We start from the raw sequence: 17,965 nt of genomic DNA, 5'->3' as shown, positions 1-17,965 counted from the left end.
CAGGGGCGGCCAGCGGCGCCGGCGGGGGAGCGCCTCGGTGTGGCGGCGCGCTTCTTGTTGCTGCCCCTGCTCGCCCTCCTGCTGGGGCCGGCGCTCTACACCATAGGCCATGCGGGGCTCGGTGTCGGTCTGCTGGTGTTGATGACGCTGGGGCAGACCATGGCTACCCTGGGTTTCGTCAAGCGTGCCCTGCGCCGGGTGGCCCTGGCATCCCCCAAGGCCTTCGACAGCGAGCTGGTGGCACGTACCTATACCGACGACACCGGTGCCGTGTCGCGTCTACAGCTGGCGCTGATCAGCGAGGGTGCGCGGATCCGCACGGCCCTCGGTTTGCTCGGCGACTGTGCCACGCGCACCGCCAGCCAGGCCTCGCAGAATGGCCAGCTGGTGCAGCAGGCCGAGCGGGCCCTGCAGGCGCAGCGGGTCGAGGCCGACATGGCGGCTACCGCCATGCAGGAGATGGCCGCCTCGATCAGTCAAGTCGCCGTGCATGTGCAGCAGACCGCCGAGGAGGCGCGCCAGGTCAACCAGCTGTCGCTCGATGGCGCCCGCCAGGCGCAGCAGAGCCGCACGGTGGTGGAGAAGCTCGCAAACACGGTGGAGAGCATCAGTGCCTCGGTGGAGGGCTTGGCCAGCGAGGCGCGGTCGATCCAGCAGGCGGCCAACATGATTCGCGCCATCGCCGAGCAGACCAACCTGCTGGCCCTCAATGCCGCCATCGAGGCGGCGCGTGCCGGCGAGCAGGGCCGCGGCTTTGCCGTGGTGGCGGACGAGGTGCGGGCGCTGGCGTCCAAGACCCAGGAGTCCACCGCAGTCATCCAGAGGATCATCGCCAGCCTGCAAAACGTTGCCGGCCAGGCCGTGCAGATTGCCCGTCAGGGTAGCGAAGAGGCGCGCTCCGGTGTGGAGCGGGTGGTCGAGACCGAGGCGGCGCTGGGTGGAATCACGGCTGCGGTCGAGCGCATCCATCAGATGGCCGAGCAGATGGCTGCCGCCGCCGAGCAGCAGAATCTAGTGGCCGAGGATGTTTCGCGGCAGATCAACACCATCTCCATGGCTTCCGAGCAGAACGCCGAAGTCACCGCGCGTTCCGCACACCTGGGGGGCGAGCTGGAAGCCACCGCACATTCGCTGCACGCGCTGGTCGCGCGCTTCAATACTTGAGTTGGCGTCGATCATCGATAGGCGCATGACGCCCGAGGGCGCCGACTTCGGTCTGGGGCTGGCCAGTGCAGCCAGTGAGCGCCGCCCCCTGTTGACTCGGCCGACCAATCCTCACACGCGTGGATGCTCATTTGAACGGCGCATGGCCGGCCTGGTTGCGGGGCTGCGCGCTACCGCTAGTCGGCGAGGTGCGCTGTCGTTGGGGGTATTTGACGCTTGTCATCAAATGAAAAGCGACTGACGTTCAATGAAAAGCGCGCCTGTAGAGGGGGCTTTACTGTCAACACTATGAAAGGTGCTGGCGACCCAGTCAGCCGAGTCATCGAAAAGGCAATGGTGCTGAAGTGGATAAACAACAAACAGCCGCAACTGTTCTGATCGTGCCTGGCCTGCGTGAGCATGTCGCCGAGCATTGGCAAACGCTGCTTGAGGCTAAGTTGAGCAAGGTGCGCAGCGTGCCACCGCTGGAAGCCGACAAGCTCAGCTGCGCCGCTCGGGTCGACGCTATTCAGCGCGAGTTGGAGCAGATCGAAGGGCCGGTGATTCTGGTTGCGCACAGTGCCGGTGTACTGATGGTGGTGCACTGGGCTGCCCTGCACAACCGCCCGATCAAGGGTGCCTTGCTGGCCGCTCCGCCGGATCTCGATGCCAGCTGGCCGGAAGGTTATCCGGCCCCGGAAACCCTGCGCGCCAATGGTTGGGATCCGCTGCCGGACAGTGCGCTGCCGTTCCGCAGCGTTGTCGCCGCCAGCACCAATGATCACCTGGCCAGCCTCGAGGCGGCCACCCGCATGGCCAAGGACTGGGGTAGCGAACTGGTCAACCTCGGTGAGGTCGGCCACCTCAACCCGGCCTCCGGCTATGGCGAATGGTCGCAGGCCGAGGCGTTCATTCGCGAACTGGATCGCTAAGGCGAATAGGGCGCGACACGTCAGTCGTAGAGCTTTTCAAGCATGGCGCGCCAGCGTCTAAGGATGGATCAGATCAGTAGAACTCACACCTCACCTATAACCGGGTGTGAGTAGTTTTTAGAGCCATATCCACAACAAGCGGAGACAACCAGTGCACAACAATAATAAGAGTCACAGCCCCATATCCTGGCGTCGCAGCCTGTTGGCTACGGCCATAGTGGTGGCGTCCTTGCCGACTGCCCAAGCCTTCGAAATCGATACCGGTAGTGAGGACTGGGCGGTGCGTTTCGATAACACCGTCAAGTACAACTACGGTGTACGCACTGAAAGTGCCGACAAGCGCATGCTGGGCACGCCGAACAACAACGACGGCGACTACAACTTCCGCAAGGCCGGCACCAACATCACCAACCGGGTCGACCTGCTGACCGAGATGGACGTGGTCTACCAGGGCAGCATGGGTTTCCGTGTCAGTGCTGCCAGCTGGTACGACAAGGCTTACGACAACACCGGTTCCAACTCCAATCCGTTCGTCAACGGTAACGGCGCCTATTCGAAAATTGCCGGCTTCCCCAGTACGAGCGATCCCGATTTCGGTAGCCCGCACCTGAGCAACTATGCCCAGCGCTACTACAGCGGCCCATCCGGTGAGATTCTCGATGCCTTCGTGTTCTATAGCACCGAAGTGGGCGAAGAGTCCCTGCTTGGCGTCAAGGCCGGCCAGCACAACGTGTTCTGGGGCGAGACCCTGCTCAACCCGGTGCACTCGGTCAGCTACGGCCAGTCCGGCCTGGATCTGGCCAAGTTGGCGGCGTCGCCGGGTACCGAGGCCAAGGAGCTGTTCGTTCCGCGCGACCAGATTTCCACCTCCTTCACCGTCAATCCCGAACTGACCCTGGCGGCGCAGTATTTCTTTAAGTGGGATGCCGCCCGTCTGCCGGAGGCCGGCACCTATTACGGCGGTTCCGATCTGGTCGGCGAAGGCGCGCAGTCGTTCCTTCTGGGCCACACCGGCGGTCCGGGGCTGGCCGGGCCGAATGGCACGTTGAGCAATATCCGTCGTGGCGATGATCTCACTCCCGATGACCGCGGCGACTGGGGGCTGATGGCCAAGTGGTCGCCGGAATGGCTGGACGGCACCCTGGGCGTCTACTACCGCAATACGTCGGATATCTTGCCGCAAGCCGTACTGGATGGTCGCGGTTTGACCCGTGTGGGGCCGTTGGGGCCTGTTGGTAACGTGCAAAACTCCATCAGCACGACCTCTTACAACTTCGCCTATGGCGACGATATCGATATCTATGGTTTGAGCCTGTCCAAGGATGTCGCCGGCGTCAGCGTCGGCAGCGACCTGAACATCCGTCACAACATGCCGCTGGCCAGCATTCCGGCCATTCTCAGCGCCAGCGGTCCTGGGGGCCTGCAGGCCGGCCTTGGCTTGCTGCCTGCACGTATTCCGGGTACCGGCGTGATTACCGATGTGCCGCGCGACGGCGACAGCCTGAGCGCCACCGGCGATACCCTGCACTGGACCCTCAATGGCCTGATGACTATCGCCGACACGCCGCTGTTCGATTCGGCTGTGCTGCTGGGCGAGTTGTACTACAGCAACCTGCTGGAGCTCGATAGCCATAACGAGGCGCTGTACAAGGGCAAGGACACCTACCGCGGCGTCGACAAGCCGACCCGCGACAACTGGGGTCTCGCCGTCAACTTCACGCCGACCTGGTACCAAGTGTTCCCGGGTGTCGACATGAGCATGCCGATGTCGGTCAACGTCGGCCTCGACGGCGTTTCGCCGGTGGCGGGTGGCGGTGCGGAAGATACCGGCAACTATGCGGTCGGTGTTGGCGCGGCCATCTACAACCAGTACTTCGTCGACCTGAAGTATGTGGATGCCTTTGGTGAATCCGATAAGTGCGAAAACGGTGCGACCGACGGCTCCACGCCGAACGCTCTTGATGCCACCCAGCGCTACACCTGCTACGCCGGTGGTTACTCGGCCTTTTCCGGTGGCGGCGCCACCACCGAAGACCGCGGCGCCCTTTACCTGACCCTGAAAACCACCTTCTGATTTACGAATTGCTTAGTAAGTAAGCAAGGAGATAAACACGATGAAATTCGTACAAACTCTGCTGGCCGCTTCACTGACTCTGGCCGTTTCCGGCCACGCCCTGGCGGCAGTATCCGCTCCGGAAGCTGCCAAACTGGGCAGCAGCCTGACCCTGCTCGGCGCCGAAAAAGCCGGCAATGCCGATGGCTCCATCCCCGCCTATGAGGGCGGTCTGACCACCGCCCCGGCCAGCTTCAAGGCCGGCGACAGCATGCGCCCCGACCCCTATGCCGGCGAGAAGCCGCTGCTGGTGATCGACGGCAAGAATGTCGACCAGTACAAGCAAATGCTCAGCGCCACCACCGTGGAGCTGGCCAAACGCTTCCCCAGTTACCACGTCGACGTCTACCCGACCCACCGTAGCGTGGCCATGCCCCAGGCTGTGCTGGACAACAGCGTGAAGAACGCCACGGGTGCCAAGTCCTCCAATGGCGGCCTGGCGATCGAGAACGTGCTGCCGGGTGTGCCGTTCCCGATCCCGCAGTCGGGTAACGAGGCGATGTGGAACTTCCTGCTGCGCTTCCAGGGTGTGACCATCAACTCCAAGTACGACTCCTGGAACGTGGATTCCGCTGGCGTGCCGAGCTTGGCCACCACCGGGCAGGCGTTCATCAACTACCCGATCTACGAGAACATGTCGCAGCCGATCAACAGCTCTGACGTCTACTACCAGATGAAGCTGTACTACACAGGCCCGGCGCGCCGCGCCGGCGAGGCGATCATGCTCAAGGACGCCGCCGACGCGGTGGAGCAGCCGCGCCGCGCCTGGCAGTACCTGCCCGGTCAGCGCCGGGTGAAGCTGGCACCGAACCTCGCCTACGACACCCCCAACCCCGGGACTGCCGGCGCCGGCACCTACGACGACGTGTTTGTCTTCAACGGTGCACTGGACCGCTTCGACTGGAAGCTGGTGGGCAAGCAGGAGATGATCGTCCCCTACAACACCTACAAGCTGACCTACGCCTCAGATCCCAAGGTGCTGACCACGCCTAACCACCTGGCGCCCGACTACGTGCGTTGGGAGAAGCACCGCGTCTGGGTGGTCGAAGGCACTCTCAAGGCTGGCGCTCGTCACATCTACGCCAAGCGCCGCTTCTACCTCGACGAAGACAGCTGGGTGGCTCTTGCCTCCGACCAGTACGACGCCGGTGGTCAGCTCTATCGCGGTTCCTTTGCCTTCCTCAGCCAGAGCTATGACAAGCAGGTTCCGGACTCCACGCCTTTCATGATCTACGACCTGGTGGGCAACTCCTACAACATCAACGGCGTCGTCGGCCCTCACGGCGGCATTCGGTATATCGACTCGCTGTCGAAGGCTCAGTGGTCGCCAGAGTCCCTGGCGGGGACCGGTATCCGCTAAGCGTGATGTGACAAGAGCCCCGGCCGGTCCACTGTCGTTTCCAACGACAGCGTGATCGGTCGACGGTCGGCGTAGTGGCCGATTGTCACGGGCGGCTGATTTCGACGCCGGGCTGCACCATGCGTGCACCCCGGCGCAGTTTTCTCAAGAGGACGCAGTATGTGTTCATTCAAGAAGTGCATCCTGCTGGCGCTGGGCGCCACGCTGGCACTGTGGCAGGGAGTCGCTCAGGCGGCCAGCTACGTTGACGTGCTGGATCTGCCGGCCAAACCGAGTGCCTTGGCGGTGCGCAGCCCCTTGCTGGACATGGCCCGCGCGGGAGAGCGTCTGGTCGCCGTTGGCCAGCGTGGGCACATTCTTTATTCCGATGATGCCGGCAAGAATTGGCAGCAGGCCGGTGTGCCGGTCAGCGCCGACCTGAATGCCGTGTATTTTCCTTCCGCCAAGCAGGGCTGGGCGGTCGGCAACGATGGTGTGGTGCTGCACAGCAGCGATGCCGGCAGCACCTGGACCAAGCAACTGGACGGCCGTGAAATCGGCGCCTTGCTGGTCAAGCATTACGGCGCGCTAGCCAGCGCCGATTCGGCCAACGAACAATGGGCGCTGTTCGTCGGTGAGGGCCAGCGGCTGATTGAGGAGGGCGCCGATAAGCCGCTTCTCGACGTCTGGTTCGCCAACGACCAACTCGGTTATGTGGTCGGTGTGTTCAACCTGATCCTGCGTACTGAGGATGGTGGCCGGAGCTGGACGCCTTTCCAGGACCGCACCGACAACCCGCAAGGCTTTCACCTCAACGCCATCGCCTCTACCGGCGATGCGCTGTACATCGCCGGCGAACAGGGCCTGCTGCTCAAGTGGGATGACATCCTCGAGCGTTTCATGGCGATGCAGACGCCCTATCAGGGCAGCTACTTCGGTGTCATCGGCAAGCCCGGTGAAGTGCTCGCCTATGGCCTGCGCGGCCATGTGTTGCGCAGCACCGATGGCGGCTACAGCTGGAGCCAGCTCGACAGCGGCCTGCAGGTCAGCATCAGTGCGGCGGTCCTGGATGGCAGCGGTCACTACCGCCTGTTCACCCAGGCCGGGCACATGCTGCTGACCGGTGTTGGCAATACCCCGTTGCAGCTCGTGCCGCAGCATAGCCAGTCAGCGGTGGCCGGTGCCGCCCTGGCCACTGACGGCGCGCTGGTGCTGGTCGGTAGTCGTGGCGTACGTACGCTGCCCGTCGAATAACCAGAAGAATTAGAGCGAGTACCCAGACATGGCCACTATCAAGCAAGACACCATGCCGGTGATCCGCGACTTGCGCGACTTCGACCGGAACTCCGGCAACCTGCTGGAGCGGCTGGTGTTCAACTACCGCCCGCTGTTCATGTTGCTCATGACGCTGGCCACCCTGGTGCTCGGCTACATGGCGGCGACCCGCCTGGAGCTGCGCCCCAGCTTCGAGAAGATGATTCCGCAGAGCCAGCCGTACATCCAGAACTTCCTGGAGAACCGCAAGTCGCTGCGTGGCCTTGGCAACTCGGTGCGGGTGGTGGTGGAAAACACCCAGGGCGACATCTTCGACCCCGAATACCTGGCCGTGCTCAAGCAGGTCAACGACGCACTGTTCCTTACCCAGGGCGTCGACCGCGCCTGGATGAAGTCGCTGTGGAGCCCGGGGGTACGCTGGACCGAAGTGACCGAGGAAGGCTTCCAGGGTGGCCCGGTGATGCCCGACAGCTACAAGGGCTCGCCCGCGGACATCGAGCAGCTGCGGCAGAACATCACCCGCGCTGGCGTCGTCGGCAGCCTGGTGGCCAGCGACTTCAAGTCGACCATGCTGATCGTGCCTTTGCTGGACAAGGCCTCGGCCACCGGCAAGGGCATCAACTACTACGAGTTTGCTCAGACCCTGGAAAAACAGCTGCGCGACACGATCGAATTCGCCGGCGACAGCGATGCGCGCAAGTCTGGGGAGGAAGGCACAGGCAAGTACAAGGTGCGTGTGATCGGCTTCGCCAAGCTGATCGGCGACCTGATCGACGGCCTGATCCAGGTGATGATGTTCTTCGGTCTGGCTGTGGTCACCTCGGTCGTCATCATCTACCTCTACACCCGTTGCATCCGCAGCACCCTGCTGGTGGTCACCTGTTCGCTGATCGCGGTGGTCTGGCAGTTGGGCATCGTCGCGTGGCTGGGTTACGCCATCGATCCCTATTCGGTCTTGGTGCCCTTCCTGATCTTCGCCATCGGCGTGTCGCATGCGGCGCAGAAGATGAACGGCATCATGCAGGACATCGCCCGCGGCACCCACAAGCTGGTGGCGGCGCGCTACACCTTCCGCCGCCTGTTCATTGCCGGCGTCACCGCGCTGCTGGCCGATGCGGTCGGCTTCGCCGTGCTGATGCTGATCGACATCCCGGTGATCCAGGATCTGGCTATCACCGCCAGCATCGGCGTGGCTGTGCTTATCTTCACCTCCCTGCTGATGATGCCGGTGGCGCTGTCCTACGTGGGTGTCGGTGCCAAGGCCGCCGAGCGCGCGCTGAAGATCGACACCCGCGCCGCCGAGCATCGCGGCTTCGGCAAACTGTGGGACATGCTTGACCGCTTCACCACGCGCAAGTGGGCCACCGGTGCCGTCCTGGTGGCGGTGCTGATGGGCATCGGCGGCTTCGTGGTCAGCCTGCAGCTGAAGATCGGCGACCTCGACAGCGGTGCCCCGGAGCTGCGTGAGGACTCGCGCTACAACCGCGACAACGCCTACATCACCAGCCACTACGCGCTGTCCAGCGACCTGTTCGCGGTGATGATCAAGACCCCGCCGGAAGGCTGCCTGAGCTACCAAACGCTGATTCTCGCCGACCGCCTGGCTTGGGAGCTGCAACAGCACCCGGGGGTGCAGGCTACTGTCTCGCTGGTCAACGCGGTGCGCCAGATCACTGCCGGCACCTACGAGGGCAACCCCAAGCTGAATAGCATCCAGCGCAACCAGAACGTGCTGAACTATGCCGCGCAGCAAGCCTCGGTCAATGCCCCCGAGCTGTTCAACACCGACTGTTCGCTGATGCCGGTTATCGCCTTCCTCAAGGATCACAAGGCCGAGACACTGGACGCCGTGGTGGCCATCGCCGACAAGTTCGCCAAGGAAAACAGCACCGAGGATCGCCAGTTCCTGCTGGCCGCCGGTACCGCCGGCATCGAGGCGGCGACCAACATCGTCGTGCGCGAGGCCAACCGCACCATGCTGCTCTACGTCTATGCGGCGGTGATTCTGTTCTGCCTGATCACCTTCCGCAGCTGGCGCGCGACGCTGGTGGCGCTGCTGCCGCTGGTACTCACCTCGATCCTCTGTGAGGCGTTGATGGTGGTCATGGGCATCGGCGTGAAGGTGGCGACCCTGCCTGTGATCGCCCTGGGCGTGGGTATCGGCGTGGATTACGCGCTGTACCTGCTCAGCGTGCAGTTGCACTACCAGCGCCAAGGCATGCCGCTCACCGAGGCCTACCGCAACGCTGTGGCCTTCACCGGTCGGGTGGTGGGACTGGTTGGGATTACCCTGGCGGCTGGCGTGGTGTGCTGGGCCTGGTCGCCGATCAAGTTCCAGGCCGACATGGGTATCCTGCTGACCTTCATGTTCATCTGGAACATGCTCGGCGCGCTTATCTTGATTCCGGCGCTGTCGCACTTCCTGCTGCGTAGCCCCGCTCCCCTCTCAAAGGAGGGGGCGTTGCCGAGCGAGAAAGCGTTGGCTTCAGCCTCTTCGGCGTCGGGTTCGAACCCTTGTAAAGCCGTTGCTCTGTCTACAGATGGCTAAGTATCCGAAGTGAATCTGACGGGTTACTCGGGCGTGGTGTCCTGTTTTGTGCTGCGTGAGCCAAGCCGTTTTATAGAGTGGATTTGGCTGCGCCCTATCGGCCTGCTGCGCGTGCTGGTCTTCCTGGTCGCTCCGGTTCAAGCGGGGACCTTTTCGGTTTGCATCAGCGATAAGGCATTTTCACCCTTCACCTTTCCCACCCGTGAGGGCGATAGCCAGAGACTTATCCGCCTGGCTGTGGAACACCAGGGATGGGGCGCGGAGTTCGTCGCCTTGCCCTGGGTATCACCCGCCTGGTGGTCTACCGCCCATTGGGCAGCCTGGCGATTGACCATGATTACCAGGTTGCTCCGCTGTTGGCCTTGCCGGAGTTCCAGGGGCGCTTCGAAGTATTGCCGGTACCTTTTGGCGAGAGGCCCATCTATTTGGGCCTGGGGCTTTGTCTGTCTGATGGCCTTGGAGATTGCTTCGATGTCTGCCGGATCGAGGAACCGTCCTGTCCGCAGTCTCTCGGTGAGATTAACGTTGCGGGATCGGAGTACGAGGTAGAGCACAGTGTGGCTTCGAAGTCGGGGAGCCCGGTCGTTCCGTCCACCAGCGTGGGAAGCCGTTCTCCATTTGCACAACGACCCGTTTTGACATAGAAGGTGGGACCTTGTTTACACATCTAATAGGTACCCAATAAGCTGATGCCCGCCAATTAGTTCCAAGCTAAGTAAATAGTAATTTTTACCATATCTATCATATGCTTGGATTTTTTTTACGTTCTTCAGTGAGGTCTTCATTTTGGCTCAATACGTCTACACCATGCATCGGCTGGGCAAAGTTGTGCCGCCGAAGCGGGAAATCCTCAAGAACATCTCCCTGTCCTTCTTCCCGGGCGCCAAGATCGGTGTGCTCGGCCTGAACGGTTCCGGTAAATCCACCCTGCTGAAAATCATGGCGGGCGTGGATACCGAGTTCAACGGCGAGGCGCGGCCGATGCCGGACCTCAACATCGGCTACCTGCCGCAGGAGCCGCAGCTGGACCCGGAAAAGACCGTGCGTGAGGTGGTCGAAGAGGCCGTCAGCGTGATCAAGAACGCCCAGGCGCGCCTGGACGAGGTCTACGCCGCGTACGCCGAGCCGGATGCCGACTTCGATGCGCTGGCCGCCGAGCAAGGCAAGCTCGAGGCCATTCTGCAGGCCGCCGATGGCCACAACCTCGAGCGCCAGCTGGAAGTCGCCGCCGACGCGCTGCGCCTGCCGGCCTGGGATGCCAAGGTTGCGGTGCTTTCCGGTGGCGAAAAGCGCCGGGTCGCACTGTGCCGCCTGCTGCTGTCCGCGCCGGACATGCTGCTGCTCGACGAACCGACCAACCACCTGGACGCCGATTCCGTGGCCTGGCTGGAGCACTTCCTGCACGACTTCCCCGGCACCGTGGTGGCGATTACCCACGATCGGTACTTCCTCGACAACGTCGCCGGCTGGATTCTCGAGCTCGACCGCGGCGCCGGCATTCCGTACGAAGGCAACTACTCCGGTTGGCTGGAGGCCAAGTCCAACCGCTTGGCGCAAGAGTCCAAGCAGCAGTCGGCCCACGAAAAAGCCATGAAGGAAGAACTGGAGTGGGTGCGCCAAGGCGCCAAGGCCCGCCAGTCGAAGTCCAAGGCCCGTCTGCAACGTTTCGAGGAAATGCAGTCGCAGGAATTCCAGAAGCGCAGCGAAACCAACGAGATCTACATCCCGGTTGGTCCGCGCCTGGGCGACAAGGTCATCGAGTTCAACAACGTCAGCAAAGGCTATGGCGACCGCATGCTGATCGACAACCTGTCGTTCAGCATGCCCAAAGGCGCGATCGTCGGCGTGATCGGCGGTAACGGCGCGGGTAAATCGACCCTGTTCCGCATGCTGATGGGCAAGGAGACCCCGGACTCGGGCAGCATCGACGTCGGCGAAACCGTGCAACTGGCCTGCGTCGACCAGAGCCGCGACGACCTCGACGGCAGCAAGAGCGTGTGGGAAGCGGTGTCCGGTGGCTCCGACATGATCCGCATCGGCAACTATGAAGTCCCGTCGCGCACCTACGTTGGCCGCTTCAACTTCAAGGGCGGCGACCAGCAGAAGTTCGTCAAGGACCTTTCCGGTGGTGAGCGTGGCCGCCTGCACCTGGCGCTGACCCTGAAAGAGGGCGCCAACGTCCTGCTGCTCGACGAACCGTCCAACGACCTTGACGTGGAAACCCTGCGTTCGCTGGAGGAGGCGCTGCTCGACTTCCCAGGCGCGGCCATCGTGATTTCTCACGATCGCTGGTTCCTCGACCGCGTCGCCACGCACATCCTGGCGTACGAGGACGACTCGCACATCGAGTTCTTCGAGGGCAACTACACCGAGTACGAAGCCGACCGCAAGAAACGCCTCGGCGATGCCGCTTCGCAACCGCACCGGGTGCGGCACAAGAAGCTCGTGCAGTAAGCGTCAGTGGAATGAGAAACGGAGCCTTCGGGCTCCGTTTTTTTATCGGCGCGGGTGATCGGCATGCTCGGCCGCCTGCACGGCGCTCAGCGTGCTCTTAACGCCTTGGCCATGGCGCGGTCCTTGTCGCGTTGCCAGGCTTCATCGCGTTCATCGTCGCGGCTCCTTTCATAATCCTGACGTTCAGCGCTCTCGGCCATGGCCTGGCATTGGCGAAAGCCGTCGCTCCAGCCCTCGGCATAGTTCGGCTCCGCCAGGTAGCGCGGCACATTCTTGCTGAAGCTGCCGGTAATGGCCCCGGCGGCCTGCCGGCCACTGTCGCAACCCTCCGCAAAGCCATCGGCGAAGGCGGCCGGGTAGCCTTGGCTGAGCAGGTAATCGTGGCTGCTCTGGCAGCCGGCCAGCGCGAGCAGAACGAGTAAAGCGGGAACGCGCGGCATGCAGACTCCTGCACCCCGGTAGGCGGCTCAGGGCCGGGCACCCATGCAGGGCCAGGTTGGGGTGATGGTCGAAGTCTGCGCGCCGGCTTGTGAGAAATTCGTCAAAGCAGGGTGATGAACATGTTGATCATGCGCCGCCGGCCGCTCAGTAGTGATACCACTTCACTTCCAGGCGAACCTCATTCTCCGGCGAACTCAGCTGGCTGAACGCGCGCTGGGCCGAGAGCCGCAGGCCGAGGTTGGGCGAGAGTTCCCACTGCTGGTTGAGGCTGAGCTTGCGGCGCACTTCGCCATTGTGGAAGTAGTCGCCGGCCGCTTCGAGGCTCAGGTTGCCGAGCGGGTTGTGCCAGAGCAGGCCGCTGTTGAAGCCGGCGGCGGGGGCGATGAAGCTGGCGAAGTCGCTGTTGTTTTCGATCCGCAGCGTACCCAGGGCAAAGCCGAGCAGTTCGTCGCTCAGTTGCCAGGTGCCGCCGGCGCCGCCATTCAGGTGGGTGACCAGGCGCTCGTCGCCGTCTTCGCCGAGAACCCGCTCCAGGCCGCTGGCAACTTGCCAGGACCAGGGATTGAGCAGCTCGTTGCGCGGCGTCAGCGAGCGGATGGTGGCCAGGTCCAGGCGTTGCAGTTGCCAGTGGTTGCCCTCGTATTGGCGCAGCTTGAGCTGCAGGATCTCGATCTGTGCCCCCAGGGGGAAGCCGTAGAGGTTGTCGTTGAGGTCGTGATAGGCCATGCGCAGACCGTACTCGGCGAATGCGCGGTCGTCACGGCTGCCGGCGCCCAGTTGCCAGGTGCGCGATTGGTGGCCGTCTTCCGGCAGGCCGGGGCGCGCCACCTCAAGTGGCGGCGGCGGGTTGCGGTTGATCGACTGCAGCAGGGCGAAGCTGCGCTGGGCGCTCGTGCTGTCACGCACCTTGCCGTTGGCGCGGTAGCGCGTCAGGCGGAACGCGGCGTCCTGGATCAGTGCCCGGCGCTCTTGTGGCAGGCCGAGCAGCTCGGGGTTATTCAGCTGGTTCTGGTCGTCGGCGAGCAGCAGCACCCAGCTCTGCTCCTCACTGCTGAGCGGTTTGGCCCGGCTCAGCAGTTCATGCTCGCGGGACGGGCGATAGTCGATGCGCTCCACCAGGCCGGCGTCCTTCACCGCACGCACGGTGTCGGTGGGGATGGCGGTGATCGGGAACTGTTCGGTGAGTTCCAGGCCCGGGCGGGCGACTTCCAACAGCTCCAGCAGGCGGTAGGAGCAGTTCTCGTCGAAGAAGAAGTAGTCGAACTGGATCTGTTTCAGCTCCCAGACATGCTCGACCATGCGTGCGGTTTCTTCCGGCGTGAGGTTCAGCCGGTACTCCCACAGGTCGCGGTTCTCCAGGTTGCGGTATTCGGCGAGCTTCTCGCGATAGGGCACCAGGGCGAACAGCCCCGGGTAGCCGCCCATCAGGCCTTTCCAGGCATACAGGAGGCTGTTGTCCATGCCCTCGATAAAGGCGCCGAAATTCAGCGCATAGCTGAGCAGCGCGGTGTTGTTGCGCTCGACGTCGGCCTGGTCGATGCGCAGCAGGGTGTGGCCGAACATCGACGAGGGGCTGTTCAGGTACGCGGCCGGGAAGATCAGCACGCTGCTGTGCGGGGCGATGTCCTTGAACCAGGCGCTGAATTCGCCACAGGTCGGTTGCGGCAGGTCCTGCAGTTGCAGCTGCTGGCGCAGCCAGCGGGTGCGCGCGGGGTACACGCACTGGGCGTGTTTATCGCCACTGCCCGCCGGGGCGTAGAGGGCGTCGAGCGTGGCGCGCAGTTCGGCGGCCGGGTCGCTGTCGCCGTTGTCGGCAAGGAAGAACTGCTCGTCATCGACGTAGCTGCGCCAACCACCGAACTTGCCGGTTTCATAATGGCCGAGGGCGATCCAGTACGGATTGGCAGCCAGCGCGTTCAGGCGTTCGTTGGGTTGGGTGGGGGCGGCCTGCGAAGCGCCGCAGATACTTAGGGCCAGAGAGAATAAAATCCGTTTCAAGGTCAGCGTTCTTCTTCTAAGGCAATGCGCCGAGCTTTGTGGATGCCGGGTGCGGGTGTCAAGGCTGTTCAACTCAGGTATTTGCGCAAGTTTTTTCTGGGTTGCGTGCAGGCAGTGCGGCAGCGTCCACACTAATAAAAGGCTTTGTTTCAGGAGTGCATAGCATGATTGCCTTCGACCCTCGGGCCGCACTGGACACTTTGCTCGCTGAGTATGGCGCGCGCGCGAATGCCATCCGTCAGGACTTGGCCCGTAGCCACTCGCCGGATTTTGCCGAACAGGCCCTCCAGCGGCAGAACGACGAAGTGCTGGAGGCCTTGCTGGCCGAAGCTGACAGCGCCTTGCGGCTGGTCGGCTTGGCCAAGCTGCGGTTGGCCGAAGGCACATACGGCTACTGCCTGCGTTGCGGCGAACCTATCCAGGCGGCTCGCCTGGCGGTGATGCCGGCTGCCGAGTACTGCTTGAAGTGCGCCGACCTGGGTAATTGAAGCGCTGCGCGGAACGCCTTGCCAGGTGTAATCGGCCAGCGCCAGAATGAGTTCATCTTCCCGCGGTTCTGCCCCGCCCGATGTAAGGACTCCCGATGCCTGATCCCGTTGCTGCCGGCCTGCGCCTGGCGCCCGATGCCTTGACCCGACCCTTCGACTCCAGCCAATTCAATTTCACCATCACCGATGATCTGGAGCCCTTTCGCGGCGTGCTCGGCCAGGAGCGAGCGGTGGAGGCTTTGCAATTCGGCGTGGCAATGCCGCGTCCAGGTTACAACGTGTTTGTCATGGGGGAGCCGGGCACCGGGCGCTTCTCTTTCGTCAAACGCTACCTCAAGGCCGAGGCCAAGCGCCTGGAAACGCCGGCGGACTGGGTCTACGTCAACCATTTCGACGAGCCGCGCGAGCCGCGTGCGCTGGAACTGCCGCCGGGCACCGCCAGTGCCTTCATCACCGATATCGAGGTATTGATCGACAACCTGCTGGCGACCTTCCCCGCGGTGTTCGAGCACCCGGCCTACCAGCAGAAGAAGAGCGCCATCGACCGCGCGTTCAACCAGCGCTACGACCGTGCGCTGGATGTGATCGAGCGGCTGTCGCTGGAAAAGGAAATTGCCCTCTACCGCGACAGCACCAACATCGCCTTCACGCCGATGAAGGAGGGTAAGGCCCTGGACGAGGCCGAGTTCGCGCAGTTGCCGGAGGTCGAGCGGGATCGCTACCACGCCGATATTTCCACTCTGGAGGAGCGCCTCAACGAAGAGCTGGCCAGCCTGCCGCAATGGAAGCGCGAGTCGAGCAACCAGTTGCGCCAGCTGAACGAGGAAACCATCACCCTGGCCCTGCAGCCGCTGCTCGCGCCATTGTCGGAGAAATACGCCGAGAACGCCGGGGTTTGCGGCTATCTGCAGGCCATGCAGGTCAATCTGCTGAAAACCGTGGTCGAGCAACTGGTCGATGTGGAAAAGGTCGATGCGCAAGCGCGCAAGTTGCTGGAGGAGCAATACAGCCCCAGCCTGGTGGTCGGCCATCACGCCAGCGGCGGCGCACCCGTGGTGTTCGAGTCGCACCCGACCTACGACAACCTGTTCGGGCGCATCGAGTACAGCACCGATCAGGGTGCGCTCTACACCAGTTATAGGCAGCTGCGGCCGGGAGCCTTGCACCGCGCCAATGGCGGCTTCCTGGTGCTGGAAGCGGAGAAGATGCTCGGCGAGCCGTTCGTCTGGGATGCGCTCAAGCGCGCCCTGCACGCGCGCAAGTTGAAGATGGAGTCGCCGCTCGGCGAGCTTGGGCGTCTGGCTACGGTGACCCTGACCCCGCAAGTAATCCCGCTGCAGATCAAAGTCATCTTCATCGGCTCGCGCCAACTGTATTACGCCCTGCAGGATCACGATCCGGACTTCCAGGAGATGTTCCGCGTGCTGGTGGACTTCGACGAGGACATCCCGCTGGTCGACGACAGCCTTGAACAGTTCGCCCAGCTGTTGAAAACCCGCACCTCCGAAGAGGGCATGGCGCCACTGACGGCCGACGCGGTGGCGCGCCTGGCGACCTACAGCGCGCGCCTGGCCGAGCACCAGGGGCGCTTATCGGCGCGGATTGGCGACCTGTTCCAATTGGTCAGCGAGGCCGACTTCATCCGCCAACTGGCCAACGATACGGTGACCGACGCCGGGCATATCGAGCGGGCGCTGAAAGCCAAGGCCACCCGCACGGGTCGGGTCTCGGCGCGGATTCTCGATGACATGCTGGCCGGCATCATCCTGATCGATACCGCTGGCGCCGCGGTCGGCAAGTGCAACGGCCTGACGGTATTGGAGGTTGGCGACTCGGCCTTCGGTGTGCCGGCGCGGATATCCGCCACGGTGTACCCGGGCAGCAGCGGCATCGTCGACATCGAGCGCGAGGTCAATCTCGGCCAGCCGATCCACTCCAAAGGCGTGATGATTTTGACCGGCTACCTCGGCAGCCGTTACGCCCAGGAATTTCCCCTGGCAATTTCCGCCAGCATTGCCCTGGAGCAGTCCTACGGCTACGTCGACGGCGACAGCGCCTCGCTGGGCGAGGTCTGCACACTGATCTCCGCGCTATCGCGTACACCCTTGAAGCAGTGCTACGCCATCACCGGCTCGATCAACCAGTTCGGCGAGGTGCAGGCGGTCGGAGGGGTCAACGAGAAGATCGAGGGCTTCTTCCGGCTCTGCGAAGCGCGCGGTCTGACCGGCGAGCAGGGGGCGATCATCCCGCACGCCAATATCACCACCCTGATGCTCGATGAGCGGGTGCTGCAGGCGGTGCGCGCCGGGCTGTTCAACGTCTACGCGGTGCATCAGGTCGACGAAGCGCTCAGCCTGCTGGTGGGCGAGGCCGTGGGTGCGCCGGACGCCGAGGGCCGGTTTCCCGAGGGCAGCATCAATGCGCGGGTGGTGGAGCGCCTGCGTGATATCGCCGAGCTGGGGCTGGAAGACGACGACAAGGAGGCTGAAGCCGAAACCGCAGTGGGCAAACCCGCCGACAGTCCGGCAGCGGCCGCCAAACCCTAGCGCGGCGGTGTCGCTGGCTGACGTTCGAGGTCGCGGCTGACCCGCTTGGCTGTTCAGTGGCTGGTCAGTCATTGAGCAGCTTGGCGCCAGCCGCGGCGGCGGGCATCCGGTACGCTTTTCCCACCCTTCGTCCACAGAGTTATCCACAGCAAATGGGGATAACCGCGGGCTTCCCTGAAACACCCGGCGAGGTGTAGTCTGAAGCTCAGACCTCGGGAGGGCCGCTGTTATGCCGCGCAGCCTCTGCCTCACCCGCCAATGCCTGGGACTGGATACGCGCATCGAGTGCGTGATTCGTCCACTGGCTGGCGAAAATGGACTCTGGACTCTCCTTTGCGCCGCCGGGATGGCCGGCGCTCAGCCCTCTGTGATTAAGGCGCAGGGTCCATTTCACGGGCCTTTCGTGGCCGAGTCGGTACTCTCGGCAATCGCCGAGAACCTCACAGTGCTGGGCTATGTCGAAGCCTCTGATCCTTCAATCTGGTGCTTGCACATGCAGGCCGAATTGCGGCGTTTGAACGCTGACCGGGTTCACCATCTGGGCGACTACCAGTTCCGCCCGGAGACCTGAGCGCCCGTATTGCTCGGCTTTTGCGCAACCCTCGCCAGCCCCCGTCGCAGGGGCTGCGGCGCGCTCTATCCTGAGCTCTTCCACAAGGTTATCCACAGCAACTGTGGATAACCGCAC

General features: G+C 63.3%; 12 protein-coding genes. 10 read left to right on the top strand and 2 right to left on the bottom strand.

Features of this window, described 5'->3' with window-relative positions; genetic code table 11:
* Positions 1-141 precede the first annotated feature (141 nt).
* From AC3IYG_RS18775 to ettA, 7 genes are all read left to right on the top strand, one after another.
* Complete coding sequence (locus AC3IYG_RS18775) at positions 142-1,164, top strand: methyl-accepting chemotaxis protein (RefSeq protein ID WP_489313957.1); 1,023 nt, start codon at positions 142-144, stop codon at positions 1,162-1,164.
* Between the two features lie 344 nt (positions 1,165-1,508).
* On the top strand, positions 1,509-2,075 hold the full coding sequence (locus AC3IYG_RS18770; RefSeq protein WP_489310989.1) for an RBBP9/YdeN family alpha/beta hydrolase: 567 nt from the start codon (positions 1,509-1,511) through the stop codon (positions 2,073-2,075).
* 151 nt (positions 2,076-2,226) lie between these two features.
* Positions 2,227-4,149 carry a DUF1302 domain-containing protein gene (locus AC3IYG_RS18765; protein WP_489310987.1) on the top strand — a complete coding sequence of 641 codons (1,923 nt, stop codon included), beginning with the start codon at positions 2,227-2,229 and terminating at the stop codon, positions 4,147-4,149.
* Between the two features lie 40 nt (positions 4,150-4,189).
* Positions 4,190-5,548 (top strand): DUF1329 domain-containing protein, encoded by a 1,359-nt coding sequence (locus AC3IYG_RS18760; protein WP_489310985.1) that lies wholly within the window; start codon positions 4,190-4,192, stop codon positions 5,546-5,548.
* Positions 5,549-5,707: 159 nt separating this feature from the next.
* On the top strand, positions 5,708-6,781 hold the full coding sequence (locus AC3IYG_RS18755; RefSeq protein ID WP_489310983.1) for a WD40/YVTN/BNR-like repeat-containing protein: 1,074 nt from the start codon (positions 5,708-5,710) through the stop codon (positions 6,779-6,781).
* A gap of 28 nt (positions 6,782-6,809) precedes the next feature.
* Complete coding sequence (locus AC3IYG_RS18750; protein WP_489310981.1) at positions 6,810-9,350, top strand: efflux RND transporter permease subunit; 2,541 nt, start codon at positions 6,810-6,812, stop codon at positions 9,348-9,350.
* A gap of 786 nt (positions 9,351-10,136) precedes the next feature.
* Entirely contained in the window at positions 10,137-11,804 is a 1,668-nt protein-coding gene (gene ettA / locus AC3IYG_RS18745; protein ID WP_489310979.1) for an energy-dependent translational throttle protein EttA, read from the top strand.
* Positions 11,805-11,890: 86 nt separating this feature from the next.
* On the opposite strand, the gene AC3IYG_RS18740 is transcribed toward ettA, so the two are convergent.
* Both AC3IYG_RS18740 and AC3IYG_RS18735 read right to left on the bottom strand, forming a co-directional pair.
* Complete coding sequence (locus AC3IYG_RS18740; protein ID WP_489310977.1) at positions 11,891-12,244, bottom strand: hypothetical protein; 354 nt, start codon at positions 12,242-12,244, stop codon at positions 11,891-11,893.
* A 145-nt stretch (positions 12,245-12,389) separates the two neighbouring features.
* Complete coding sequence (locus AC3IYG_RS18735) at positions 12,390-14,243, bottom strand: Lnb N-terminal periplasmic domain-containing protein (protein WP_489310975.1); 1,854 nt, start codon at positions 14,241-14,243, stop codon at positions 12,390-12,392.
* Between the two features lie 164 nt (positions 14,244-14,407).
* Between AC3IYG_RS18735 and AC3IYG_RS18730 the strand changes: the two genes are divergently transcribed.
* From AC3IYG_RS18730 to AC3IYG_RS18720, 3 genes are all read left to right on the top strand, one after another.
* A complete protein-coding gene (locus tag AC3IYG_RS18730) occupies positions 14,408-14,731 on the top strand; it encodes a TraR/DksA family transcriptional regulator (protein ID WP_489310973.1) in 324 nt (107 codons plus the stop codon).
* 95 nt (positions 14,732-14,826) lie between these two features.
* On the top strand, positions 14,827-17,277 hold the full coding sequence (locus tag AC3IYG_RS18725; protein ID WP_489310971.1) for a Lon protease family protein: 2,451 nt from the start codon (positions 14,827-14,829) through the stop codon (positions 17,275-17,277).
* Positions 17,278-17,506: 229 nt separating this feature from the next.
* Positions 17,507-17,848 carry a PA4575 family protein gene (locus tag AC3IYG_RS18720; RefSeq protein WP_489310969.1) on the top strand — a complete coding sequence of 114 codons (342 nt, stop codon included), beginning with the start codon at positions 17,507-17,509 and terminating at the stop codon, positions 17,846-17,848.
* Positions 17,849-17,965: the final 117 nt, after the last annotated feature.

The organism is Pseudomonas sp. KH_027 (assembly GCF_057838565.1).
The sequence above is the reverse complement of the archived record's forward strand: the minus strand, read 5'-3'. Positions and strand labels throughout refer to the sequence as shown.

Excerpts from the sequence above, each read along its gene's own strand:
- AC3IYG_RS18775 (WP_489313957.1), top strand. The coding sequence starts at position 142 with ATGACGCTGGGGCAGACCATGGCTACCCTGGGTTTCGTCAAGCGTGCC.
- AC3IYG_RS18760 (WP_489310985.1), top strand. The coding sequence starts at position 4,190 with ATGAAATTCGTACAAACTCTGCTGGCCGCTTCACTGACTCTGGCCGTT.
- AC3IYG_RS18755 (WP_489310983.1), top strand. The coding sequence starts at position 5,708 with ATGTGTTCATTCAAGAAGTGCATCCTGCTGGCGCTGGGCGCCACGCTG.
- AC3IYG_RS18750 (WP_489310981.1), top strand. The coding sequence starts at position 6,810 with ATGGCCACTATCAAGCAAGACACCATGCCGGTGATCCGCGACTTGCGC.
- AC3IYG_RS18740 (WP_489310977.1), bottom strand. The coding sequence starts at position 12,244 with ATGCCGCGCGTTCCCGCTTTACTCGTTCTGCTCGCGCTGGCCGGCTGC.
- AC3IYG_RS18730 (WP_489310973.1), top strand. The coding sequence starts at position 14,408 with ATGATTGCCTTCGACCCTCGGGCCGCACTGGACACTTTGCTCGCTGAG.
- AC3IYG_RS18725 (WP_489310971.1), top strand. The coding sequence starts at position 14,827 with ATGCCTGATCCCGTTGCTGCCGGCCTGCGCCTGGCGCCCGATGCCTTG.
- AC3IYG_RS18720 (WP_489310969.1), top strand. The coding sequence starts at position 17,507 with ATGCCGCGCAGCCTCTGCCTCACCCGCCAATGCCTGGGACTGGATACG.